General features: G+C 37.0%; 22 protein-coding genes. 13 read left to right on the top strand and 9 right to left on the bottom strand.

Features of this window, described 5'->3' with window-relative positions; genetic code table 11:
- Nucleotides 1-359: 359 nt before the first annotated feature.
- From B3E00_RS18610 to B3E00_RS18600, 3 genes are all read right to left on the bottom strand, one after another.
- Nucleotides 360-2,330: a transglutaminase domain-containing protein gene (locus B3E00_RS18610; RefSeq protein WP_293939650.1), complete on the bottom strand. Its 1,971-nt coding sequence runs from the start codon at nt 2,328-2,330 to the stop codon at nt 360-362.
- Nucleotides 2,331-2,476: 146 nt separating this feature from the next.
- Complete coding sequence (locus B3E00_RS18605) at nt 2,477-3,748, bottom strand: TonB family protein (RefSeq protein ID WP_293882299.1); 1,272 nt, start codon at nt 3,746-3,748, stop codon at nt 2,477-2,479.
- The gene (locus B3E00_RS18600) at nt 3,735-4,313 is read right to left on the bottom strand and encodes an RNA polymerase sigma factor (protein WP_293882301.1); all 579 of its coding nucleotides are present in this window, start codon (nt 4,311-4,313) and stop codon (nt 3,735-3,737) included. Before B3E00_RS18600 ends, B3E00_RS18605 begins: the two co-directional genes overlap by 14 nt.
- Before the next feature lie 81 nt (nt 4,314-4,394).
- Here B3E00_RS18600 and B3E00_RS18595 point away from each other — a divergent pair, with 81 nt between their 5' ends.
- Together B3E00_RS18595 and B3E00_RS18590 are read left to right on the top strand one after the other, a co-directional pair.
- Complete coding sequence (locus tag B3E00_RS18595) at nt 4,395-6,257, top strand: vWA domain-containing protein (protein ID WP_293888933.1); 1,863 nt, start codon at nt 4,395-4,397, stop codon at nt 6,255-6,257.
- A 280-nt stretch (nt 6,258-6,537) separates the two neighbouring features.
- Nucleotides 6,538-6,948 carry a hypothetical protein gene (locus B3E00_RS18590; protein WP_293882305.1) on the top strand — a complete coding sequence of 137 codons (411 nt, stop codon included), beginning with the start codon at nt 6,538-6,540 and terminating at the stop codon, nt 6,946-6,948.
- Between the two features lie 369 nt (nt 6,949-7,317).
- Here B3E00_RS18590 and B3E00_RS18585 read toward each other — a convergent pair whose 3' ends face one another.
- A complete protein-coding gene (locus B3E00_RS18585; RefSeq protein WP_293882307.1) occupies nt 7,318-7,812 on the bottom strand; it encodes a hypothetical protein in 495 nt (164 codons plus the stop codon).
- Nucleotides 7,813-7,983: 171 nt separating this feature from the next.
- Between B3E00_RS18585 and B3E00_RS18580 the strand changes: the two genes are divergently transcribed.
- On the top strand, nt 7,984-9,039 hold the full coding sequence (locus B3E00_RS18580; protein ID WP_293882309.1) for a fatty acid desaturase: 1,056 nt from the start codon (nt 7,984-7,986) through the stop codon (nt 9,037-9,039).
- Nucleotides 9,040-9,048: 9 nt separating this feature from the next.
- On the opposite strand, the gene B3E00_RS18575 is transcribed toward B3E00_RS18580, so the two are convergent.
- Together B3E00_RS18575 and B3E00_RS18570 are read right to left on the bottom strand one after the other, a co-directional pair.
- On the bottom strand, nt 9,049-9,522 hold the full coding sequence (locus B3E00_RS18575) for a helix-turn-helix domain-containing protein (RefSeq protein ID WP_293882311.1): 474 nt from the start codon (nt 9,520-9,522) through the stop codon (nt 9,049-9,051).
- Between the two features lie 469 nt (nt 9,523-9,991).
- Complete coding sequence (locus B3E00_RS18570; RefSeq protein WP_293882313.1) at nt 9,992-10,174, bottom strand: hypothetical protein; 183 nt, start codon at nt 10,172-10,174, stop codon at nt 9,992-9,994.
- A gap of 265 nt (nt 10,175-10,439) precedes the next feature.
- Between B3E00_RS18570 and B3E00_RS18565 the strand changes: the two genes are divergently transcribed.
- A complete protein-coding gene (locus B3E00_RS18565; RefSeq protein ID WP_293882315.1) occupies nt 10,440-11,327 on the top strand; it encodes a sugar phosphate isomerase/epimerase family protein in 888 nt (295 codons plus the stop codon).
- 116 nt (nt 11,328-11,443) lie between these two features.
- Nucleotides 11,444-12,262 carry a universal stress protein gene (locus B3E00_RS18560; protein ID WP_293882317.1) on the top strand — a complete coding sequence of 273 codons (819 nt, stop codon included), beginning with the start codon at nt 11,444-11,446 and terminating at the stop codon, nt 12,260-12,262.
- A gap of 62 nt (nt 12,263-12,324) precedes the next feature.
- On the opposite strand, the gene B3E00_RS18555 is transcribed toward B3E00_RS18560, so the two are convergent.
- From B3E00_RS18555 to B3E00_RS18545, 3 genes are all read right to left on the bottom strand, one after another.
- Nucleotides 12,325-12,765 carry a hypothetical protein gene (locus tag B3E00_RS18555; RefSeq protein WP_293882319.1) on the bottom strand — a complete coding sequence of 147 codons (441 nt, stop codon included), beginning with the start codon at nt 12,763-12,765 and terminating at the stop codon, nt 12,325-12,327.
- 74 nt (nt 12,766-12,839) lie between these two features.
- Nucleotides 12,840-13,343 (bottom strand): GNAT family N-acetyltransferase, encoded by a 504-nt coding sequence (locus tag B3E00_RS18550; protein WP_293882321.1) that lies wholly within the window; start codon nt 13,341-13,343, stop codon nt 12,840-12,842.
- 12 nt (nt 13,344-13,355) lie between these two features.
- Nucleotides 13,356-14,399: an alpha/beta hydrolase gene (locus B3E00_RS18545; RefSeq protein WP_293882323.1), complete on the bottom strand. Its 1,044-nt coding sequence runs from the start codon at nt 14,397-14,399 to the stop codon at nt 13,356-13,358.
- 414 nt (nt 14,400-14,813) lie between these two features.
- Here B3E00_RS18545 and B3E00_RS18540 point away from each other — a divergent pair, with 414 nt between their 5' ends.
- From B3E00_RS18540 to B3E00_RS18505, 8 genes are all read left to right on the top strand, one after another.
- Nucleotides 14,814-16,025 (top strand): C10 family peptidase, encoded by a 1,212-nt coding sequence (locus tag B3E00_RS18540; protein WP_293882325.1) that lies wholly within the window; start codon nt 14,814-14,816, stop codon nt 16,023-16,025.
- Nucleotides 16,004-16,591 (top strand): hypothetical protein, encoded by a 588-nt coding sequence (locus B3E00_RS18535; RefSeq protein WP_293882326.1) that lies wholly within the window; start codon nt 16,004-16,006, stop codon nt 16,589-16,591. Before B3E00_RS18540 ends, B3E00_RS18535 begins: the two co-directional genes overlap by 22 nt.
- A gap of 574 nt (nt 16,592-17,165) precedes the next feature.
- Nucleotides 17,166-20,258: a hypothetical protein gene (locus B3E00_RS18530; RefSeq protein WP_293939649.1), complete on the top strand. Its 3,093-nt coding sequence runs from the start codon at nt 17,166-17,168 to the stop codon at nt 20,256-20,258.
- A gap of 10 nt (nt 20,259-20,268) precedes the next feature.
- Nucleotides 20,269-20,892, top strand: a complete 624-nt coding sequence (locus tag B3E00_RS18525; protein WP_293882330.1) for a hypothetical protein — start codon at nt 20,269-20,271, stop codon at nt 20,890-20,892.
- A gap of 1 nt (nt 20,893) precedes the next feature.
- Entirely contained in the window at nt 20,894-21,238 is a 345-nt protein-coding gene (locus tag B3E00_RS18520) for a hypothetical protein (RefSeq protein ID WP_293882332.1), read from the top strand.
- Nucleotides 21,239-21,255: 17 nt separating this feature from the next.
- Nucleotides 21,256-22,302 carry a M12 family metallopeptidase gene (locus B3E00_RS18515; RefSeq protein WP_293882334.1) on the top strand — a complete coding sequence of 349 codons (1,047 nt, stop codon included), beginning with the start codon at nt 21,256-21,258 and terminating at the stop codon, nt 22,300-22,302.
- A gap of 91 nt (nt 22,303-22,393) precedes the next feature.
- A complete protein-coding gene (locus B3E00_RS18510) occupies nt 22,394-23,626 on the top strand; it encodes a C10 family peptidase (protein WP_293882336.1) in 1,233 nt (410 codons plus the stop codon).
- A gap of 10 nt (nt 23,627-23,636) precedes the next feature.
- A complete protein-coding gene (locus tag B3E00_RS18505) occupies nt 23,637-24,074 on the top strand; it encodes a hypothetical protein (RefSeq protein WP_293882338.1) in 438 nt (145 codons plus the stop codon).
- Nucleotides 24,075-24,122: the final 48 nt, after the last annotated feature.

Below are 24,122 nucleotides of genomic sequence, written 5' to 3'. Positions count from 1 at the left end.
TGTGTGCAGCCAATGTTTACTTTTGATGGCCTTTTAGCTGGTATACTCCAGTCTGGATAAGCACGAAATTCGCGTTTGCTTATTCGGCAGTCATTTTGAGGATGTAAAGAAAAAGCCCAGCAAAGAATGTCTGGGCTTTGAGATTATATAAGGGGAATAATACTTGCTTAAAAAGTGAAGACCTAGTCTTCATCGGTGATAATATCATCACCATCCAATTCGAAGCCTTCTCCAAGGAAGGTACGTTCTAGTTCGAATAAATCTGAATCTTTAATCATTTTATTTTATTTTGATATTCAAATTTATCACCCTTATTTAAGCTTATCATCAATATAAAATGAAGTTTTTGTTAAGGGTTATTATATTTTTTTGAGTACGACATCCAATTTTTCTGCCTGGATAATTCTGCTGAAAAACTCTTTTAAATCAAAGTATTCTTCAGGCATAAACAGAGGTTTGTTTAATTGGGTAGCAGATTCGATCACTAAAACATCGGGGGCCGCATTGTTGATTTTGAAGATATATCTTGCCGCGCGTTCTGGAAGAGCCATACTGATGTTTTTTAACTTATCTGCTATGGAGTAGGAATACCCTTTTGGCAGTTTTATTTCCATATAACTTTCTTCTTGGATTAAAGAACCAAAGTCAATTGGGTAATTTCTCTCTGTTAGATTGAAAGGATTTTTAGACATTTTGGTATCAATATAAGGATTGAATAGAAGTTGATCATATTGCAAGGTTGCAAAATTTTTAATCTCAATTTCAAACTCCTCAGTTAATGGTTTATCAAGTGACTCCCGATTAGATACTTTAAAACTGTTGATTTTGATGCGATTGTTTTCTTCGTCTATTTTTTCATAGAATTCTTCTTCAGAATTGCTTCCTTGAAGACGCTCTCGCATTTTGGACGCACCATAACCATTCCGTGATGTTATCCATTTTCCTTTTAGTTCACCATTTTCAGATAGTTCGCCGTAGAAAAAGTTGCTGTAGGTGGAAGGAAGGTTTGCATCGAGTTTTACCCAGTCGGATTCACCTTCAAGGGGAATCGATCTTCCATGGTAGTTGACACATTTCATCGGAATATTTCCGAACATTTCATAGGGAGAGGTGGCATCCAGCAGGTAGTAATTTTCACCTATTTTTACTTGTGCAATCACATGGTTGAACTCCGATATTGCGGGGGCATAAAGTCCGGCATATCCATTGTCGCGCGTAGATAAGATCACAGGATTGGCCTCTATTTTCGCGTATCGTAAAGCATTGACAAGTCCGAGGTTGATATCCGCACTATTGCCTGTTCTCTTTTCAATGGCTTCTTTAATGTTTTTTGCATAAATTGAATGTTGATTGTTCCATTTTATTTGTTTTTGAAAATAGGAATACAATCGTGCCGCTTTTTCTAGGTCATCTTGTGCATTTTGTAATATAGGGTCGATAAAATCTTTCAATGCACCTTTTCGCTTTACCTGCCCACCAAAGCTTTCACTTTGTACCAGTTTATCTCTGACATTTTCCCAAGTGAGCGAGAAGTCTTTTGTTGTTCCCATTGGAACACTGTATCGGCCGAGTTCGAAGAAAATAATTGATCTAAAGTTTTTGGAAGAAGTCATATAATCTTCGGCATGGAAAGCTGGGATATTTTCCATGGTATAGATGGTTTTACTTCCTAAGATTTCCCCAACTTCAGAATATAGACCTGTATTGTAATTTTCTACTTTTCTGTTACTGACGGCCAGCCCACCTTTTAGATTGGCTTTGTAATGACAGATTTCGGGAATGCGAGTAACGTATTGACTATAAAGTTTCGGAAGGTCTTCCTGAAATTCCCAAGAATTTAGGTTAAAGATGAATGGAGACTCCGTACGATAGCGGTATTCAATAATTGTACCTTCTTGAACCTGTGGAATAGCTGCTTTCGTTATTGCATAGTTTTCTGAGGAGTTTTCGTAAAATATATTTGCTTTGGTCATCTCTGTTTCTACAATTTTGTCACCAACAAGATGATAGGATGATCCCTTGATGTCCATAAGAACTTCCCGTTCATTTCCACTTTTGTATAATGGAATGCTGAAGTTTGCATAATTATAGGCTTCCTTGTTTAAGATTTTAATGCGTACATGTTTGAAAAACTCAACAACTAGACCCTTATTCTTGTTGTAGTTGACTTCTGCAGAGCCATATTCACGTAAGACAAAGGCATTTGCGGCCGTGTCTATTTTGTCCATAGTAATGGCAAAATCCTCCTTTTTTATTTTACCGAATGAAAAATCTTGTGCTTGTACGTATAAACAGCTAAGCACGAGCAGGCCAGTTAAAAAACTTTTCATAAAAAATGACTGTATGGTTAATAATTATAGCGCTAAAGTAGGAAATAATTTTAAATCAAAATCACTTTGTTGATTAATTTGGTGTAAAAATTAATGCATTGATCAGTTTAGACTGTTTTTGTGTTTAGGAAATAAGTTCTACGTATTTACATCGTGAATTCGAAGGTTAATGTAACATATCGGTAATCTTCTCCATTCCATTTGGGACCTGAGAGTATAATTTCCTTGGCTTTGGCATCAAGGTACTCGTTTGCACTTTGGAGAATACTGATATTCGTTGGAAATCCACCCTTATCAATATAGAAGCTTATGCGTACGGTGCCTTCATAACGGCTTTTGGCTGTTTTTTTCTTGATATAATTGTTGAATGATCTCCAGCCCCATACGGGTTCAGCACTTTTTGATTTGCGTGAAGACATCGTGGTGACGACAACTTCATCCAGCGAATTGCTGGAGGGCTGCAATCTGATTGTGGTATTTTTACTGCGGCGCATATTCACTGCGACGGTATTGTAACCTAGGGCCACGATGTCGACGAGTGAATCCACCGAGCTTGGTTGGATGGTCGCCTGTCCCTGCGCATCAGTGTTGGTTGCCAATTTACTATTGGGTTGAATGATGGTGACCCCTGAAAGAGGTAAGCCCGTTTCTTTGTCGCGAACGGTGAGTTGAAGGGGTATACCGCCTTGTTGTACTGACGAAATCCCCGCAGCTTTGCCAGCAAGTGTACTGTTTAAACTTGAGTTTCCTCGCATCATCATCGTTTGAGAGGCCTCTTTTTTCTTTGCTATGGGTGTATAGCTAATCACGGTCGCACTGTCTTGAGGTCTTAATCCAAATACAGGGCGATCACTATTAAGACGTCCTTCCATTTCTTCCAGTGATTTTACACGTAGGGAGGGTTCGCGCGATAAAATCGTGACCTCCTCTTGTGGATGTTGTTCACGAAAACGGGGGCTGTTGTTATCTGCCAATTGTGGCGAACGATCTTGCGGTTCGATATTTGACTTGATATCATCTGTGGCCGTGGTAGAATCCTCTCCCATAACCGTTGTTTTTGGCTTATCCTGAGTAACGTTTACGTCAGCAGTACGTTTTGTCTCAGATCTATTTTTTTCCTGCTGCCAGAAAAGTACAAGACATACCCCCAAAACGATTACTGTAGAAGCGGCGATGGCTAGTCTTTTCCAGTCCAATATTTTAATTTTAGCAACCTTATCCCTTTTTGCACGTTGGCTAATCTGCTGATTGATTGCTGCAATTACGGTTTTATTTTGATCCATCTCTATACCCATCAGCATATCCGCCAACATGGGGTCACGCTGTGCCTCACGCTCAAGCGCGTACATCTCCGTAGGAGATAGTTCACCGTTGACGTATTTCTTTAAGTATGCTATGTCGTAATTACTGTTGCTCATTCCAAGCCTCCATGCAATTTTTTAAATTCCGTTTCCCATTTTGGATATAACTCTTTACTTCATTCAAGCTATAACCGGTAGATTCACTGATCTCTTTGTAACATTTTTCCTCTAAAAAGAAAAGTCTGACCGACTGTTGCTGTTTTTCTGGCAATTTGTCCAGACAGCCTTCCATGGCCGTTAACTGCTCTTCTTTTTCATCATATTGTTCATACTGATGCAGGTCTCCCGGAAATTTCACAAATTCATCCAAAGAAACTTGAGATTTGTTTTTTTGAGACCTCAAATACATCAGACAATGGTTTTTGCTTAATACATAGAGCCATCTTTGAAAATCTTTGATTTCCTGCTTGTTGACTTTATATATTAATTCCTCAAAGATATTCATGACCGCATCTTTACTCAATTCGGAATCTTGGAGATACCTTAAGCAAACATAATATACCATTTCGGTATGTCGCTGGTATAGATCGCCCAATACCTGGAGATCCATAGACTCCTGATAGCGCAACAAGAGCTCATGGTCTTGTGGTGTATCTATTTTTGACGACTTGAATGCGGACATTATATAGTCTAAAAGTATTTTTTTTTTCTGGTTTATGGAAATTTAATATTTCGTGCATCCCTTGGCAAAAAAATGAATGCTATGAGAACAATACTTTTTGTGATAGGCTTGTTGCTATCCTTCGGTGGGTACGCCAAGCAGGGATATGAAGTCAGCGGTAAGGTGGTCGATGCATATACAGGAATTGCTCTTGCCGGGGTGCAGGTAAGCAATGCCGTAACCAAAGAGCAGCGTCTGACGGATGATAAAGGAAATTATCGCATCCAGGTCCAGGATGGTAAAAATACCTTGATTTTTAGTTATATCGGATATCTCGAGCAACGGATCGCGGTCAACCATCGGTCAAAGGTTGATGTGGCCTTGGTGCAGCAAAACAATACACTCGATGAAGTTGTGGTGACCGGATATGAGCGCAAAGTGAAGCGCCAGACGGCACCGATGATGCATGTTAATTCAGCTTTGTCGGGACAAGTGTCAAGTTTGTATATCAGAGGGACGGCATACATGCCTAATCAAAACCAGGAATCTTATCGGAAGGTAAAGGAAAATAAGTTTATCAATCCGCTTAAAGAACCTTTATCAACGTTTGCAGCGGATGTTGATGCCGCCTCTTATAGTAATGTACGTCGTTTTATCAATTCGGGAAGTTTGCCTGAAAAAGATGCGGTACGCGTTGAAGAGATGATCAATTATTTTCAGTATGAGGTATCTGGTCCTAATAATGGTGAGCCCGTAAATATTGTCACTGAATTGACGAAGGCACCCTGGAATACTGCGCATCAACTTATGCGTGTAACGTTAAAAGCAAAAGATATGCCTACGGCAAAGCTTAAAGCTTCCAATCTGGTGTTTTTGATTGATGTTTCTGGATCGATGATGGGGCCGGGGCGTCTGCCCTTAGTAAAAGCTTCGTTGAAGATGTTGGTTGATCAGCTTCGTGATATAGACCATGTGGCTATTGTGACTTATGCCGGATCGGCAGGGGTAAAATTGGAAAGTACGCCTGGAGACGAAAAGATGAAAATAAAATCGGCTATTGAAGAGCTGGAAGCAGGCGGAAGTACTGCTGGTGCAGCGGGAATTAAGAAGGCTTACGAAATTGCCAAGCAGCAATTTATCAAAGGTGGAAACAACCGGATTATTTTGGCCAGTGACGGTGATTTTAATGTTGGAGACCACAGTGACGAATCGATGGAAGAATTGATTGCGAAAGAAAGTAAATCAGGCATTTTCCTTACGGTATTTGGTTATGGCATGGGGAATCTTAAGGATAGTAAGATGGAAATCCTTGCGGACAAAGGTCATGGAAATTACGCTTATATCGATAATATTTCGGAAGCACGAAAGGCGATGGTGACCGAATTTGGCGGAACGTTGTTTACTGTTGCTAAAGATGTAAAGATTCAGGTCGAATTCAATCCAAGGTACGTGCAAGCCTATCGCTTGGTAGGGTACGAAAATCGTATGCTGGAGGCCGAGGATTTCAATAATGATCAAAAGATGGGCGGTGATATGGGCGTAGGCCACATGGTGACAGCCTTGTATGAAATTGTACCTGTCGGTGTTGAGTCGGGAATGGTCGGAACGGTAGATCCATTAAAATATCAGCAGCATGCAAGTCCGGCAACTGGAAGGAGAAATGCTGAACTGGCAACAGTTAAATTTCGGTATAAGGAGCCTGAAGGGGAGAAAAGTAAGTTGCAGCAAAAGGTGGTAGGAACTGCGGTAACGGAGTTGAACAATGTGAGTGAAGATTTACGTTTTGCAACTGCGGTAGCGGAACTTGGTTTACTACTTCGTGATTCTGATTTTAAGCAAAAGGCCGATTTTGACCAGCTGATCGTGCGTGCAAAAGCTTCCAAAGGAAAAGATGAGGAAGGTTATCGTGCTGAATTTATCCGTATGGCTGAAAATGCGCGGGACTTGTCGAGATCGAAGGAATAATTAGGATAAGCTTATCCAAAAGTATTTTCAGCAGCGACAACCGAAAGTCTGCTGCTGAAAATTGTTTAGTTTTGAGGATTATAGGCAAAAAAGTGAATAAAATCTATATTTTTAAGCCATAAATAAAAGGAACGTATTTTGCTCCTGCGATTGGTGCTACATGCTATTCTGCTCGGGTGATGAATGGGGTGGATTGTTTTGGTGAATAGAGGTAATTTGTCAAGGAATCGGCCCGGCTGTCGATGGTGAGGCAAATACGAGAATAAAAAATAATAGATAAATGAAAAATTTCTTCTTGTGCTTTCTTTTGGCGATTGGTATTGTAATACCTACAATAGCCCAAAATGCGGGTTTGAATAAACAGCAAACGATGGCCTATATTAACAAGCTGTATAAAGTTGCTTATCATTATAAGGATACAAAAATTGATACGGTGACGGTAGATGGGAAAGTGCTGACAGTCTTTCTTTCCAGTGGCCAGCATTTTCGAAGTGATATTGCGAAATCAGATGTACTTGTCATTGCCAGGGTAAAATCAGGTCATCAAATTCGATTCAAGTCGTCGCCAAGCACGGATGAAATTTTGTGGGCTATCCAAACAGAAGATGATGCCAAGCGTCTGAAAAATGCGCTGGAGCATCTGATTAAAATTGTAAAAACGGAGAAAAAGACAGATCCTTTCAGTAGTTAAGTACTTTAGAAGTGTTCTGGTCTGATGAATACTAGAATGTTCGGCAAGTTATGCGCTTGCCGAACTGAATAGAGAAAGTAGTAGGGCTTGTACATGGATATGTGTTGAGGATTGCTGAGGGGGTAACCAAATGCCTACTAGATATAAAGACGATTGGCTTCATGGCCGAAATTGATGTGGCTGTTGAAACCATTGATTGTAAATTACATCGTTAATACGAACGTAAGGTGTTTACATAAATTCAGTATTAAAATGGTGTTATCTTATTGTAATTAAGTGATATAGTTTATAATGCTTAGATTTCACAATAAAAGCAGACCCGATGAAAGATCTGCTTGAATTGATATGTATTAGAAGTTGGCTGCTACGTTAAATAAGTATTAAGGTCAATAGTGGAATTAGGGCGACCATAGAAAACATCACTGTAGTACGCTTTTGCAGATATAAACTTATAGATAAGATCAATTCGCTGTTTTCGCAGCTTTCTATTTTGCCACCATTAAATAGCGAAGAGGGCTTGATTTCTACAACTTTTCCTAGCTCATCTTCAATTTGCCATGCGGTCATCCACCTATTTTTAGGGCTCCATGTGTATTTTTTATTGATCAGGCTAATGGTAGCTTTACTCTTCCAGGAATTGTATTCAATATCACCGATCAGCTCATTGTTTTGATTTCGAATCTCTGTGTATGGATTAAAAAGCCCTTTATTTATGAAGCGATACTTGTCTTTATGGATAGAAACATGCGCATCTAGATTCCAATCAATAGATTCCAGGCTACCGATCACAGCATCATTACAATAGAGGGTAGACTTTGTTCCGAATAAATTATTTTTCCAGTTATAAATTGATTTCTTTTCCATGACTGTGTATGCTTATATGTTGATTTTAATTTATTAGTAGCCGATCAGCTCATTATGTTACAGCGTGTGGAAATATTTTTTGCGGAAGTCTTTTGTGGAAGCATTCATAAGGCTTAGTATAGGAGAAGTACACGAAAAAATCCCTATTTTTACCAAAAAAATCACATCGAATTGACACATCAGGAAAAGTCGAGCCAGATTAGGAGAGAAATAAATCAGTCTTATCAGGAGCTTAAAGGAATATACCCCATATTAAAACGCCAGAACAGCATTGGGCTGCTGATATTTGCTATCGCAATCCTAGCGATTCTGCTTGTATCGATGGGGTGGTACCGCGCAGTTGTACCGACTTGGTTAATGATTGTTAGCAATGCATTTTTTATGGGCGTATTGCACGAGATAGAGCATGATCTAATCCACTGGCTATATTTTAAAAAACAAAGAGGTATTCATCATTTTATGCTTTTTAGTGTTTGGATTTTGAGGCCACTGACTGTCAATCCTTGGATTCGCAGAACTTTGCACCATCATCACCATAAATTTTCAGGTACGTTGCACGATGTTGAAGAGCGTAGTGTGACAAATGGTGAACGTTGGTCAATTAAACGTCTGTTGACAACACCTGATGTTGTATTGGGAGGACTCTTTCGCCTTTATCGGATGTTTAGCGATATGGATGAGGAAGTAAAAAATGGAAATCTAAAATTGGAGACTTCTTCAAAACTAAAAAGAATTATGTTTTTGAGCATTGTTCCCGTAACGATTTTTGCACATGTGGTTTTATATTTCTATTTCGCAGATTTGCTAATGGTCTGGTTGAATACATTGTTCAGGTTAGATTTGAGTTTTCCACAGTATGTTGATAACATGTTAATAAGTTTTCATGGGTTAATTTATGTTATTCTTTTACCAAACTTATTACGTCAATTTTGTTTACATTTTATTACATCAAATATGCATTACTTTGGTGATGTTGAGGCGGGCAATGTCATGGAGCAGACACAGGTACTGACAGTGTGGTGGACGTTTCCGATGCAATTATTCTGTTTCTTTTTCGGCTGGACCCACAGCATTCATCATTTTGTTGTTAACGAAACCTTTTACGTACGGCATATTGGACGTAATGCAGCTCAGGATATCTTACGTCGGTATGGAGTTCGTTTTAATGATTTGGGGACATTTAGGAGGGCAAACCGTTTTCGTGAACTTTCCAACAAAGAAATTTAGTGCTTTCCTCTAATTCTTTTTACGGTAGGTTTTAAAATTTCCATGTTGTCGGTAAACAAGTGCTCCCTCTTCGCAATAGTTCGATAAGTAAACAGAAAACTTGTTGCTCTCATTCTTATCAACACCCAATTGAATCAATACATCAGAAACACGTCTTTCTGTGTCAAAAAAATCGGAATGATACACGAGATTATCTAATTTTTTGCTCAGAGTGATTCGCTCTCGCGCCTCTGGAGGTAGCGAATATGGCGATTTGAATACAATGTCGTGCTGAAAAAAGAGTGCTGGTTGAATTTCGAGACTGCGGCATAGGGTTAAAAAATTTGTGAACGTTAGGTCTTTACCCTTTTCAATACCATTAAGTGTTCCTGTTGAAATGCCCGTTATATGGGATAGATCGCGCAATGAGTAATATAAATCATTTCGTTTTGCTCTAAAGCGTAACCCAATTGTTTCAAGTAATACTTTGTCTTCGTCCGTCATATAACGAATTGAATGACAATTTGCGCAAAATATCGTTTATTTTTTTGATTAAAAATTTGTATTTGGTTTATTTTAATGTTATGTTTGTTACAATAGCCTTTTATAAGTGGGAAAGAGATTTATTTTAGCGTAATCGAAGAATGTGTAATAGCAGAAATTCTTTAAATTAATAAACGGACCTTACATCACCTTCCCCATATTAACGAGTATGGTACATTGTTACCTTATCGCTAGGGGATAGAAAAACTAATCATATAAAAGAAACTATCGGTTTATCCTCGTCGTCTCCTGCGGGTGCGTTGTGGTGCTTTAAGATAGTTGTCTAGCATTTAATCACGATGGCCAATTGTTGGTCCAGCCAACTGGGTATCTACCGTGTATGAAAAAAACAATTTCCCAGCTTCGGTTTCAAGGAATCCGTCAAATTCTGTCGAAGCTGTGGAAGTTGTATAGTAGTGGAAGTTGTTTATTATTTTCCACTCATAAAATAATATATGATATAAAATACGATCAATAGGCATACCGCGATAATAAGTGTGCGCTTGATGTTTTTGCCGGCTGGTAAATCATCCTTTTCTTCTACGGCCACTTCTGGTAGTTTCTCCTCCTGTTTGTGGTCGCTATTTTCGGGCGTATTATACTTATTTTCCATAATTAAAAATGTTAATTTACATAACTAGAACAGTGCTGAGCGATAAATTGTTGGGGTTGGCTTATAATTTTAATTGGATAATAACTTCTTTATGAGAGGCTATTTTGCATTTGAAACAAATAAAGGCGATAAAACATTGTGTTTTTTTGCAGTATTTACATACATTGCAGGTACATTGAACACAACACCCTAAATAATCTCTGAGCACTGCTTTTACAGATGATTGTGCGTTAAATGAAGTCTATAAAAAATAATTGAGCACTAAATGAAAAGAAGAAATCTTATTGGAACATTGGTAGCTGGATGTATGATGTTGGCTATTACTCCAACATTTGCGCAACAAAAAGCTGCAAAAAAGGAAATCGGTCTACAGTTATACTCTGTACGTGAAGAAATTGGGAAGAACCCAAATTTCGACCAGATTCTGCAAAAAATCGCTGCATTAGGCTATACTGGAGTGGAAGCTGCGGGATATAAAGATGGCAAATTATATAATTTGAGTCCACAGGAGTTTAAAGCAAAAGTGGAAAAGGCGGGAATGAAGGTGATTTCATCACACGCTACGAAGACTTTGTCAGAAAAAGAGCTATCGTCTGGAGACTTTAGCGAATCTTTAAAATGGTGGGATGAGTGTATCGCTACGCACAAAGCTGCGGGGATGAAATACATTGTTACGCCTTGGATGGAGGTCCCTAAAACACTTAAAGATCTGGAAACACAATGTCGCTATCTGGATGCGGTGGGTGCTAAATGCCGCCAGCAGGGAATTGTATATGGATATCACAACCACTCACACGAATTTAAAAAAGTGGAAGATAAAGTGATGTACGATTATATGATAGAGCATACAAATCCCGAGCATGTATTTTTCGAAATGGACGTATATTGGGCAGTAATGGGGGAGGTTAGTCCTGTGGATTATTTCAATAAATATGCGGGTAGATTTAAAGCATTACATATTAAAGATCATCGTGAAATTGGTCAAAGCGGTATGGTGGGGTTTGATGCTATTTTTAACAATTCAAAAGCGGCAGGATTACAATATATCTTTGTTGAGTTAGAAGAAACTCGTAATGATATTTACACTGGTCTACAGCAAAGTATCGATTATTTGAAAAAAGCTCCTTTTGTTAAGGCAAGCTATTTAAAATAGGAAATGTCGGGAGAAAATTGACGCTGTTTCGACAATAATCCGTTTGATAGATTTATTATTTTTCGGTAACTTGAGAATAATAAAAAGGGATTTTTTATTCAATTAAATTGGATTATATGAAACGGATTATTGTTGCTACAGATTACGCTGAGGAGGCAGAGCATGCCTTAAAATTTATTATGGAAGTCTTTGCTGGAAAAGAGTATGAACTCATTTTATTTTCCCTTCAAAATCCTTCCATTCATGCGATGAACGCTCGGCTTTCTCCCGATTCTATGTTTAAAATATTTGAACATCAAAGTAAGATTCTACAACATAAGGCAGATGCTATTACCGCTGAGAGCGGTGTTTTGGCTATTCCATATCTTGCTGCAGGTCTATTTTACGATCAGATGACCAAATGTATCGAAGAGACGGGGGCCGATTTGTTAGTGATGGGTATGGCTAAACGTTCTTTTGATCAGGATATGCTTGGTAATACAACGACTGCAGCTATCAGCAAATTAAAAATACCGATCCTTTCTATTCCGCTCGGCGCAAAATTTACAGGGCTTCAGCATATTCTTTTTGCTTGTGATGTCGTTCGTGGTGTGCAAAAGGAAATTTTAGAAAAAGTGAAGGATTTTGCGAGTGATTTTGGGGCAGTACTGGAGGTACTCAATATTCGTAAGACCGTTGAGCAGCTGAATGAGGAAAAAGGAAAAGAGACACGGGAAACCATCAACGATGTGATGGGAATTGTAAGTTATTATTATAAAAATGTAACTTCCAATGAGGTGGTAAAAGCCATTCGTGACGAAGTTAAAGAAAGCAATACAGACCTGCTGGTTATGATTCCTTATAAGTATGGTTTTTGGAGTTCATTGACCCATCGAAGTAAGACTCGTATGATGGCGTCGGGGTTGGATATTCCATTACTGACGATTTCGATTTAATCTTTTTAACACCATTGTCCCTGCAGAACTAAGTTCAAAGGGCCTTATTTTAGTTTAGTATGTTATAGAATTGGCAATATTTTGTCCCAAATCTGCTGGTAAACTCTATTATCTCGAATAATTCCCTTATCCAGATCATAATAATTTGGTGATTCAAAACTACCTCCCCTACGACGTTCTATTAGAAATATATTGAGGACAATCTTTGAACCGCCCCCTTTCAACGGGGTTATCAAAAAATTTGTAATTATTTTTTCACCTTCTTTATTGCTAAGCAGCTTCTTGTTTTCAAAGTACGCACTGGTCTGAACGAATCCAGAGGATCGATCCAGTTGTGAAATAAAATGCCCGCCATCTTGAAACGCTTGTATGATTTTGGTATACGCCGAATCGCTTGCGATTGGGACAGTTTTTGTACGTTCAGGGTTTTGGGCCAACAGAGAGCTGGAAAGGAAGAATACTTGAGCGATCGCCAGCAGAGCGAATTGGATTAAGCGTTTCATATGAAATCTTTATTGTTTAAGCTATAATTTAGCCATTTATTTTAAATAATAGCTGTTAATAGTATAACCTTAGTTTATTTAATTCTTATTCCTAGTATCTTTAGGCTTCGCTCTTCCTGATCGAGCGTTGCAATATTGGGTAAATTAGCCCATTCCTCGAATCCCATTTTTTCAAACAACGCGATGCTGGCAAGATTGTGCGCGAAGATAAATCCCAACAGGGTATGTACGCCTAAACCTGGGGCTTTATCCATGCAGTGCTGGAGAATCTGTTTACCTAGACCCCGGCCTCTTTGCTGTTCGTCCAAATAGATGCTGATTTCTACTGTGGCATCATAAGCCGGACGACCATAGAACGATTGGAAACTGACCCATCCAAGGAGTTGATTATTTTGATCTTCCACCATCCATAATGGTCTTTTTGAAGCGTTGTGTTCGTCAAACCATTTTTGTCTACTCGCAACAGATACAGGTTCTGTATCTGCTGTGACCATACGAGAGGCAATTGTTGAATTGTATATTTCTACGATGTATGGTAAATCCTGTTGTTCGGCGTTGCGAAATTTTAATTGATGCATGGATTTTACTGTTTAATTGCTATTCACTGTTGTTTTTTGCTCTAATGTCCAAGTTAGAAAGTCAGTCATGATGTCGTCCCAATGCGGTTTTTTGTAATCGGGTCTACCATCATTCTGAACTTCAAAATAATTATGCTCCAGATTGTAATATCGTTTTATCGTCAGGTTGTTTTTGTGATTTCTTATAAAATATAGTGGTACTAGATCATTTAATTCAGCTACAATGTCTTCTGTGCCGAAGACCAGATAGATTGGGTATTCAAATCCCAATAGCTCATCAATAGCAGGTTGTGAAAATGACTTCCAGGAGCGCAAATTGGGATTGTTTTTTAATTTTTCAGGGGTGTTGGCATCTTTATAAAACGCATAGGTTTGTTCAATTTTTTGAGAGGCTTGTTGCCAGGTAATTTTTCCATTTTGGACATCGCGCTTTGCTTGCCGTATATCTTGGTCTATACGTCCAAACAAATTTGTGCCCGATAAACCCAGTTTGCTGACTTTTTTATATTTATTGGCTAGTTTGGCGGCTACATGTCCACCTTGGGAATGTCCAAATATTGTTAATTGCGAATTATCTACCCAAGGTTGTTTGCTCAGGTAATCTAATACGGAAACTGCTCGATTCACATAATTATATAGATAATCTGCTTCTTGATAAGCTCTACTAGGGATATTTTTATCTTTAGAGTCGCCATAATACCAATAGGAATCATTAAGCTGCGATTCGTCCACAATAACAGGGGTCTCTGGCATGGAAATAACGACGAGATGGTACGACTTAATTATATCCTGGTAGTTAAAGTTGGTTAGTCCACCCCCAAAAAGACTTAAACCTTCTTTTTTATAATTAAAGTATAGTGGTATGGGCAAGGAGCCCTGACAAAACAAAAATAGAGGCTTTTTGCTTTTTGGAGCTGGATCAATGACTAAAAAATCAATTTTACTGTTTGGAGTTTCAAGTGTAAAAACAGTTGACTCATTGTTGATAACGCTTGTTTTCTGTCCGAAGGCAGCCTGTGACATTAATAATGAACAGATAAAAAAAATGAATTTCATGAAGATCAGCTATCTAGTATACTTGTTATTGCCAAACTTATATAAATTGAATTTTATATCCAATAGCATAATATTCATTTAGGAGTGATTTGCATGTAAATAGAATCTCTCGGAAAGGGGCTGGAGAAGACGTCTTTGTTGTTATATGTGACCACTGGCTCTAATTTTATTTTTGCATGCGGTGATATTGTATCATCTCATTGAATTTTTGGTTTAGCTGTTATAATCTCTTTGATCTTATATCGGCCCTATATCACTTATCATCGGTGGTAAAATCGGATTTGAATTATCCAATAGTTAGGTTATCTTGCTTATAATGCATTTTATCTAGGTCAAAATACAGTTCGTCGAGATTTTTTCTAGATAATCTCTGATATAAATACTTTTGGCCAATATTAACTTTTATCATTCTAAATGAAGAAGCTATTTATTTTATTTTTGGGCGGTCTTTTCCTAGTCTCATGTAAGAATCAAGGAATCGAAGCTGATGCATTAAACAGGGACGAGTATTACATACCATTGGGTGAAAGTATTAAAGTCGCAGATTCTCTGCATTATTTTATTTTAGGAGATGCTAATAAAAAGGCGTCTACTAAATCCAAGATTGGAAATACCAATGCCACTTTAAAAAAGGAAATTCTATCGGAAAATGGGACGCCATTAATGCGTGTTTTTAATTACGGGAAGGGGGGATTTATCATTTTGGCTGCAGATCGTCGGGCTAATCCGGTATTAGCATATTCCGATGAGACAAACTTTCCCTCCGATACTATACCAGCCGCAACGGAAGCATGGTTATATGAAAATAAACTTCAGATAGAAGAGTTAAAATCATGCACAAGAGAAAATGTGAATGGAGAAAACCTTTTGAAAAAGGGGAATTATGTCAAGCTTTTAGGAGGGGAAGTTCCAACAGTTAATGTAAAAAGAGCATCTATTGAAAAAGTCGCTGGATTTTTCCCTCCGGCAGGAGGATGTGAACCAACGGGATTTGAAAAAGGTCCACTTTTGCAGACAACTTGGAATCAATCTGGCGGCTATAACAATTTAATGCCTGATATGTCTTGTACCCCTTACTCTTGTAATGGAAAAGCGTATACAGGCTGTGTAGCTACAGCAATGTCCCAGGTGATGAGATATCATCAATATCCTGCTTCATATAATTATAGTATTATGCCAAATGCAGTTTCAAGTTATTTAGATGTTTCATCAGGAGCTAATGAAATCTCTAAGTTAATGAGAGACGTAGCCAATTCTGTAGATTCACAACCGGATTGTGATGGCACAGGTGCTGCTTCTAATCTAAATGATATTCTATACGCCTTAGAAAATACTTTCGGCTATTCAGTCACAGCGACAGCAACTGACTTTAATTATAATACCGTAAAAAGTGAAATTCAAGCCAATCGTCCAGTAATCTTAAGTGGATATAAGGATAAAAGTGGATTTATTTTTCATACATTTAAAGGAGGCCATGTCTGGGTAGCAGATGGTGTTCGTGGTGGTACAAGCTGTGGTGAGCAAAATCCTGATGGTACATGGACAGGTGGTGCTTCCTTCCTTCCTGTACTTTCATATGAACTGGGGTTGGGGAGGTTCAAACAATGGATGGTTTGGGTTCGCTAGTGCTGATGCAGGCGGAGGTTATAATTTCCAATATAAAAGAGGTATGGTTTATTCAATTAAAAAATAACGACAATATGTACAAATTAGGATTACTATTGATACTATTTACTTTATTTTCTTGTGAAAAGAAGGAGGAAAAATGTTGTATGAATGTTGAGAGCCAAGTATTATTAAACTTGACTAACGAAGATAGTAACAATATTTTTGAGTTAAACGAAGGGGCAAAAGGGCTCAATGATCTGGATTTATATTATGTTGATAAATCAGGCAATCGGGAAATTCAAAACCATTCTAATCTTGATATCCCCAAAAATATGCAAATTATCGATTGGGAAGTGCTTAAACAGAAAATATTAAAAGTCTTTGGAAATCTTACACCTCAAAGTGATGGTTATGCTGAAAGTATATTAGTGGTAAAGGGATACTTGGAAGTTTCAATAAAATTAAAAATAGAAAGCACTGATTCCTATAAAGGTTATTCACAATTATTGGTGAATGGAAAGGAGATTTCAAAAGGTCAACTTGGACGTCCTATTTCTGTTAAATTAACTCCGTTGTCGGAATAGGACTTCCCAAAATTAAATTTCATAGTTAGGGTTTTAGGTAAACCACCATTAGTTTATTTAATGGTGGTTTTTTATTTTTTGTAGAATAATGCCATTTTATAACCTTAATTAGTTTACTGTCTTCTGTACCAAAGAGCAGAAAAATGAAACTATGGATTGTCATACGTGTTTTTACACCAAAACACAATAAAGTAATATACAAGCAATATCAAAAAGGTAAACAGAATTTATTTACAAATCCGCTATACGACATTAAAGCATAAACATACTCGTTTCCAATTTCTATCAAACTAGCTAAGTTGACTGAATACGGGAAACAATAAAATAAATCGTCTTTCATAGTTAGGTATTATAATGAGCCGCCATTAGTTTATTTAATGGTGGCTTTTTTTATTATATAATGTATAATTGAGTTTTTAACCTTTTTAATAATTTAATAAATATGTATGTGCTAAAAAATGATATCGTGTAGATCGAGTGTTTCGTATGGGTCAAAATTGAATTGGTCGAGATAATTTATTTTTTTGGAAAATATGATATAGCTTTTCAGAAGTTTAGCCAAATACAAAACTACATGAAAAGAAATTTGACCAAAATCCTAGCTTTTTTGCTTACGTTGATTTTCAACGTTTCTTCAATTTTTGCTCAAGGAGTTGAAGAAAATACCGATATGAGGAACTTCCTCAATAATATGTTTTCTACTCTAGATAAAACTAAAGTACCAGACGGACTATTAAGAGACTTTTCATTCGAACTTGTTGATTTGGATAAGTATTCAGGTACTCTTTTAAATAAGGATAATTTTATAGATAGGCCAACTTATGAAATGTTCCTTCGTACTATAAAATCAGCTTCAGTTTCTTCCGCTCCATTTGGAGATGTTGAAACTATCATGTTAAATCAAGGTAACGCTGGAACAAATACTACCGTTTCGTTAAGTGCCGCTGCATACCGCTATTCCTTTATAAAGGCAAATGCAAAAAATGATCAATTGATAAATTATGCAAATGGTAAGGTTTCCGATAATGTTAAAAATGGTGTTTGGCAAAATCCTTATTCCAGTGGATATGCTTTGGGTTTTGCTCCACATGATAGTATTTTTAATGCTGAATCTCTTACATATAAACTGAATTCAAATGTGTGGTTTTCAAATTTATCCTATTCAAAGATTGAGATTGATCCAGGTGATGGTGGAGGTTATAGGCAAATTACTTTAGGAGGAAGCCTAACTGCGAATTATCCATCATCGGGTAGAAAAGAGGTGAAAATGAGAGTTACACTCACAGGTGGAAATCAATTGCTATCACATTCTAATATCCAGGTACTTTTACCAACAGCTGCGGCTAGCGCATTTGGTATTGGTTCAACATATTCTTATGCCACTACAAAAGTTGGTGCCGCATATAATGGAGTAAGTACATCGGCGGAAGTGTACACAATTTGTCGAGTTAATAATATAATAAAGAAACCACTTATTGTCGTGGAAGGATTTGATCCCCGTGTTCTTAGTGTTTTAGTAGAAAAGGACCCAGATACCAAATTGAAGGGTAAAGGGGTCGTAAGCGTTGAAAGTTTTATGAAAGTACTTAAACGCACTTATGAAGGTGATCGTATTCTAGATGAATATGATATAGTTTATGTTGATTTTGTAAATAGTGATGAATACATTCAAGCCAATGCAAATACACTTAAGGAGGTAATACTTTGGGTTAATCAACAAAAACAACAGAATAATAGCTCCGAACCTAATATTGTTATGGGACAAAGTATGGGTGGGCTAATTGCACGGTACGCCCTGAAAAAAATGGAGCTAGCTAATATTGCTCATAAGACCTCTATATATGTTAGCCATGATGCACCACATCTTGGAGCAAATGTCCCTTTGGGAGTTCTTTATGGTGTATATGCCATCAATTCGTTCTTAGATAATAAATCAATCATAAATGCAATTACAAACCAACTTGACGCGAACGACTATATACAAATGGTGAAACGTGTTATGCATAGCAATGCTGCGCGACAAATGTTAGTAAACTATATTGACTTTGGAGGAAATTTAAATAATACTGACCATAATAATTGGCAACAAGAATTGGCGTCACTTGGTTTTCCAAATGGAGATGCTAATGGATCTTTTAGAATGCTTTCTATTGTTAATGGTAGTTATGTGAGTAATTCCATAAATCCATATTTTGTTGATGCGAATGTAAATGCTAATTCTCCCTTGCTAGACTTCACTCCTGGACTCAATGGGATTGTCCTTGGGGTTTTATTGCAAGATATATGGGCTGGTTTATTGACAATTCTTCCCGGTAAAACAACTTTACAAGTTAAAATGCAAATGCTTCCCGGTATATCTGTCGGTACTAAAATTTCTGATTTTCAGATTAAATACGTTAAAAAATTTCTTTGGACTGTACCAATTACCCGGACAATTTTCTCTTTTCAAAGAAATATGCCAAGCGGATTACTTTTTGATACCTATCCAAGTTCAGTATATTCAATTAACAACCAAGCAAATTTGGGACAAGGTTCCGGTTCTGCGATAACTCCGATTCTATTAAAGTATGGATATGATGTGAAAATTGCACCTAATATTCCCTTCCTTCCAGCTTCTAGTGCTCTCGCTGTGGGATTTGGCACTCAACCCCTAACTGCAGCAATGTTTACTAATAAACCAGTAAGTACAAATACCCCGTTTGGTGGGAATGTTTTTTATAATGATATGGTTTCCAATGGTCATATTGACTTTGGAATGGAAGAAGCAAGATGGTTATTAGCCCAGTTAAGATATTCAATTGCAGGACCGAGATTGGGAAAAACAGGATCTCAATATTCTGTAATTAATCCTGGGACTGCAAGCATTACATGGAGTACCTCAAATTCAAGTATTGCTACTATTAATTCGTCTGGTGTTCTTACGGTTACAGGCAAGGGAATAATTGATATTACCGCTAATGTGAATGGTACACAACTTACCACTCGAGTTGCTGTTGGAACCCCTCGCTTTGTGCTAGCGGATGTGGTTCGAAAACCTGGTTTTTATACAATAAAAGCAAACTGTATTGATACAGAGCCGGGGTATGCCGATTTTATCATGGAGAATAAAAATATTGTTGTTTATCAATGGGGTGTTAAGAATGAAGATGGCCCTATAGAATGGTTTGATTCGCAGTCTCCAGAAGTTAAACTTGGTACTACGGAAGATAATGATAATACCACCATCTATTTAAAAGTGAGGGATGCAAATGGAAATGAGAGCGCTCCTGTTTTTGTTCGAATTACCGGTTATGATGTGTGGAATCTTCTGTTTAACAGTTGGATAGTAAATAATAAAGGGGAAGTTTTTACTTCAACAGGAATCAAGGTGACGTATAATAATGCCACAATGGCAATTATTAGAAGGAATGCAACTGGAGAGTATGCTAATGCTAGGTGGAATCCATTAGCAGCCGTAATTGTCAACGATGAAGGAAGTCAAAGAGGTATCCTTTGGTCACCTAATGGATATATCAAAGATATTTTACCTCCCGAAGAACTCGAAAGGATAAAAGCATTTCCGAATAACCAAGTGCTGGTTTATAGGTTGATGTTGCTAAATTATCAGGAACAGATTATTCAAAAAACGCCATTTACGGTTGTTTATAAAGAGAATTACCCGAATTAACTTATTAAAAATGAGACTATACAATATGTTTTTTAAATCTATATTGGTGTTGATGAGTTTATTGACTATCGCATGTAAAAAAGAGAAACAACAAGAGGAATTGAGTTCTTCAACATTCAAATGTGAAGTTAACGGTGTTCGATATATGGATAAAACGCCAATCTTTTCGCCGCCAGGAGCTGCACGTTTTCCTTGGTTTGGTTACTATTACCTAAATGACCGTGAAAATTATAAATATTTAATCTTTCAAACTTTCCCTAAACTGGAGAATGCAAATTCGGATGTGGCGGCTAAGTATTACAATTTAGAGATCTATTGCCCTTTGGATACTGAGTTACAGGTAAACAAGGAATATCTATTTGAGGCTATTCCTGGTGAAGATTACCTTATGCCTGTCAATTATGAGATAAAGTATAGAGATAAACAAAAAGCATATTCTATTATTTCGGCAAATGGTGATTTAAATAATAATTGCTTTGGAACAGGGAAAATGGTCATTAAATCTATTGATATGGACAAAATGGAAGTTAGAGGCATACTGGAACTTATAATTCCTTCACCCATTGTATCGGAAAACAAAAAGTTGCTAACGATTAAAGGTGAATTCCTAACGACACTTAACAAAAATCATTGATATGAAAAGTTTACGAAAAATCAAAACGTATTTGTTTTTAGCATTCTTGTTGGGACTTGTTACCATCGGATGTAGGAAAGATATTAAATCTATCGAAATGGAGAAAACACAGTCACGTGCCGAAGTAAGGCAGGACAGTTTGGAAACTCTTTATAAAATGCAGTCTAATGCAGATCTGATGTTATCAGATCGAATTATCTTAAAGAATTCAGTATATGTTCTGGATATGTCTGAGAAGGAAGCAAGCGAACTTCACATTTCTCCAGAACTATATCATAAATATGTGGAAGCAGTGAAGGGTATGAACTATTTAAATGATAATAATTCAACTGACAAAGTCAAATAATTAATCAAATCAAATCAATGAAAACTACCAATTATTTAAAGTTAATGTCATTGGCGTTGCTGTTCGTCTCCTGCCAGAAAAATGACATCTCAGATTCACAAACTTCTGACCAAGAGAAAAAAGCGGCATCTTATTCTGTCCTCTATACAGATCAGCAGTTGATAAACTGGAAAGAGACAGGGAATCCATTTTTGGAGAGCGAACATAAAAATTCTAAAACTACACTCATTGATAAGAATATTCCATCTCAGGGCGGTGTGTTTGAACCAATTCCAATTGGGACTAAAGCTTTTGGGGTTCATCCTTATCAGAATCGTTTCTGGTCTATGATCAGGTTAAAGGTTGGACTTACACTAGTTACACAGGCTGATTATGAGTTAAAACAAAATCTCACTGATGCTATATCCCAAATTCAGGCAGAAACCAATATCAGGTTCTATAATTCCCTTTATGATTTAGACGAAGATCCAGTTTATCATTTCAAATATCCTAATGTGCATATAAGCAAAGCCACCGGGAATAAAAAAGGATCTTCTTATATTGGTCTTCAGGGAGGAGAACAAAATATTTATTTACCTGAGGGTTCTACTGTTGCGTTTATTAAAAGAGCTTTAGTTAATGTTGCTGGTATGTATAATGAACAACAGAGAAATGATCGTGATACTTACGTAAACATTAATACGAATAACGTTCACCCGGATAACAGATATCATTTTGATAAAATTACTACCAATTACTATTCAATTGGATCGTTTGATTTTAATTCTATTACTTTAGCAGGATCAACAGAGTTCTCTAATAATGGCAGTAATAGTATCTGGAAAAAAGATGGCTCTACTATAAATATTAATCAAACTCTATCAAATACGGATAGAGCTTTTATAAACTATTTCTATCTTCCTTACATTGCTAGAACAGACAATTATAGACAGTTAGACGACGTGGTGTATGATGGAAATAATGTCCAGCTTACTCCGACCCAAAGACAGCAATTACAAGATTATCTCAATAATTATGCACCTTATCCAGGTGATGCTTATATTATTACTCAGCAACCTTTTTAATAAAATTGAACAAAGTTCCTCTCTGTCAATGGGAGGAACTTTGTATTTCAAGGTATACCTCAAATAGTAATTATATCACTTTTTATTCTTAATGAATTTTAAGCCAAAATTTTTAAACGTATTCGGCATAGCTGGAATATTGTTTTTTATTTCTTGTCAAAAAGAAAACGTTTCTCCTAATTTAGAAAAAGTTTGGAAACAAAATATTAGAACAATCGCTGATGCAAAGAGCATTGCACTTCAATATTATACTGGAGGTGCAAAGTCTAAGGCAAGTACAAAATCCAATACGGAAGGTAAACCGACGATTAATGAGGTACAGGTTCTGACATCAGATATGCTGAATTCTTCTGGTCTATCTTATGCTAAAACCAAGAGTAGTTCCAGTGGAGATACATTATTATATTATGTTGATTTTTCCGATGAAAAGGGAGGTATGATTGTATCGAGAAATACAAAGTGTGAACCGGTACTTACTATTTTTGATGAAGGGGACTTTTCATTCCAAAATGTTCTGCAAAATACGGATACAAACTTGGGAGCACTTTCATTTATATTGTCAGCAGTAGACTATAATAATTCTCCGCAATCTTTTAGTATTGATCAACCGGAAATGCCAGATGACGGTAGTGGAGGTGGGGGTGGCGGTGGATATGTCCCTGTTACGTTAGTTGATGAAGTTCTTCCTAAGGTACGGGTAGAATGGAGCCAATCTCAAGATCCGTTCAATAGATATACACCAAGTAATTATCCTGCCGGATGTGTAGCTATAGCTGTAGCACAAGCTTTCACTGTAACTAGGCATGTTGGTTCCTTTAATGGTGTAGTTCTGAATTATAATGATCTGATTCAATTTCGGGATTTTACATTCAGAAATTTATTTCCAAGTCAAGCAGATATTGCTGGCCAGTTTGTGAGGCAAATCGGGGCTGCTGTCGGTATGGATTATGATGCTTCCGGTAGTGGGGCTAAAACATCTGATGGAGTAAAATTATTCAGTAACTTTGGTTTGATGAACGTCAATACTAACAAAGCCAATATCAGAAGCACGCTAAAAAATTATTCAAATGGGATTATCATTATTAGCTCAAGGACTAAAAAGCCGTTTCTAGGAATTCCAAGAGGTGACGGACATGCATATATCGCTGATGGGTACCGATTATATTCGAATGGATCTGATCTTATTCACGTCAATTATGGCTGGGGCCCCGGTAACGGTAATCTAAATGGTTATTATCTTACTGTTCTTTCATCACCGCATTTTACAGCTGATGCGCCAAGTAGCTTTCCCCATGATTGGGAATTCTATTGCATTTATAAATAAATATTAAAAAATGAAAAACATTTCGATTCTATCCTGTTTATTTATCATGGTCACTTTTGTTCTAGCAATAATTTCTTGTGACGATAAAGTAGGATATGCCGATGCCCCTAATTTTAGTTCTGGACCTTTCATTGTAAAGAAGGAAGGACTTGATTCAACATTTGTATCAAAAAATAATGTTGAATGGCAATTCTTGGATCTAACAATTGATGGGAAACAATTATTATTAAATGACAAGTCCATAGAAACGGATACTAAAAAGTCTCCGGCCGGTGTCGATAATATTTACCTTATTAAGGGCGAGTGGTTTTCGATGGAAAAATTAGATAATAAAAGAATTCAGATTTCTATTGGGAGCAATGAAAAGAATGAATTAAGAACTTTGGATTTTACAATCCATAATGGCAATGGTTTTCGTAAAATTTCCATTAAACAAGAGGCTAAATAATTTAAATTAAGGAGTCGAACTAGATCGGCTCCTTTTTAATGCGATTAA

Origin of the sequence: Sphingobacterium sp. UBA5996 (genome assembly GCF_002429765.1) — a bacterium.
Lineage (GTDB): Bacteria > Bacteroidota > Bacteroidia > Sphingobacteriales > Sphingobacteriaceae > Sphingobacterium.
This window is presented reverse-complemented; position numbering and strand designations above follow the sequence as displayed.

What these genes read in the sequence shown, in the direction of transcription:
- B3E00_RS18610 (WP_293939650.1), bottom strand. Translation starts at nt 2,330, where the DNA reads ATGAAAAGTTTTTTAACTGGCCTGCTCGTGCTTAGCTGTTTATACGTA.
- B3E00_RS18510 (WP_293882336.1), top strand. Translation starts at nt 22,394, where the DNA reads ATGAATTTTAAGCCAAAATTTTTAAACGTATTCGGCATAGCTGGAATA.
- B3E00_RS18540 (WP_293882325.1), top strand. Translation starts at nt 14,814, where the DNA reads ATGAAGAAGCTATTTATTTTATTTTTGGGCGGTCTTTTCCTAGTCTCA.
- B3E00_RS18555 (WP_293882319.1), bottom strand. Translation starts at nt 12,765, where the DNA reads ATGAAACGCTTAATCCAATTCGCTCTGCTGGCGATCGCTCAAGTATTC.
- B3E00_RS18590 (WP_293882305.1), top strand. Translation starts at nt 6,538, where the DNA reads ATGAAAAATTTCTTCTTGTGCTTTCTTTTGGCGATTGGTATTGTAATA.
- B3E00_RS18525 (WP_293882330.1), top strand. Translation starts at nt 20,269, where the DNA reads ATGAGACTATACAATATGTTTTTTAAATCTATATTGGTGTTGATGAGT.
- B3E00_RS18515 (WP_293882334.1), top strand. Translation starts at nt 21,256, where the DNA reads ATGAAAACTACCAATTATTTAAAGTTAATGTCATTGGCGTTGCTGTTC.
- B3E00_RS18605 (WP_293882299.1), bottom strand. Translation starts at nt 3,748, where the DNA reads ATGAGCAACAGTAATTACGACATAGCATACTTAAAGAAATACGTCAAC.
- B3E00_RS18565 (WP_293882315.1), top strand. Translation starts at nt 10,440, where the DNA reads ATGAAAAGAAGAAATCTTATTGGAACATTGGTAGCTGGATGTATGATG.
- B3E00_RS18535 (WP_293882326.1), top strand. Translation starts at nt 16,004, where the DNA reads ATGGATGGTTTGGGTTCGCTAGTGCTGATGCAGGCGGAGGTTATAATT.
- B3E00_RS18520 (WP_293882332.1), top strand. Translation starts at nt 20,894, where the DNA reads ATGAAAAGTTTACGAAAAATCAAAACGTATTTGTTTTTAGCATTCTTG.
- B3E00_RS18505 (WP_293882338.1), top strand. Translation starts at nt 23,637, where the DNA reads ATGAAAAACATTTCGATTCTATCCTGTTTATTTATCATGGTCACTTTT.
- B3E00_RS18600 (WP_293882301.1), bottom strand. Translation starts at nt 4,313, where the DNA reads ATGTCCGCATTCAAGTCGTCAAAAATAGATACACCACAAGACCATGAG.
- B3E00_RS18550 (WP_293882321.1), bottom strand. Translation starts at nt 13,343, where the DNA reads ATGCATCAATTAAAATTTCGCAACGCCGAACAACAGGATTTACCATAC.
- B3E00_RS18585 (WP_293882307.1), bottom strand. Translation starts at nt 7,812, where the DNA reads ATGGAAAAGAAATCAATTTATAACTGGAAAAATAATTTATTCGGAACA.
- B3E00_RS18575 (WP_293882311.1), bottom strand. Translation starts at nt 9,522, where the DNA reads ATGACGGACGAAGACAAAGTATTACTTGAAACAATTGGGTTACGCTTT.
- B3E00_RS18530 (WP_293939649.1), top strand. Translation starts at nt 17,166, where the DNA reads ATGAAAAGAAATTTGACCAAAATCCTAGCTTTTTTGCTTACGTTGATT.
- B3E00_RS18545 (WP_293882323.1), bottom strand. Translation starts at nt 14,399, where the DNA reads ATGAAATTCATTTTTTTTATCTGTTCATTATTAATGTCACAGGCTGCC.
- B3E00_RS18560 (WP_293882317.1), top strand. Translation starts at nt 11,444, where the DNA reads ATGAAACGGATTATTGTTGCTACAGATTACGCTGAGGAGGCAGAGCAT.
- B3E00_RS18595 (WP_293888933.1), top strand. Translation starts at nt 4,395, where the DNA reads ATGAGAACAATACTTTTTGTGATAGGCTTGTTGCTATCCTTCGGTGGG.
- B3E00_RS18570 (WP_293882313.1), bottom strand. Translation starts at nt 10,174, where the DNA reads ATGGAAAATAAGTATAATACGCCCGAAAATAGCGACCACAAACAGGAG.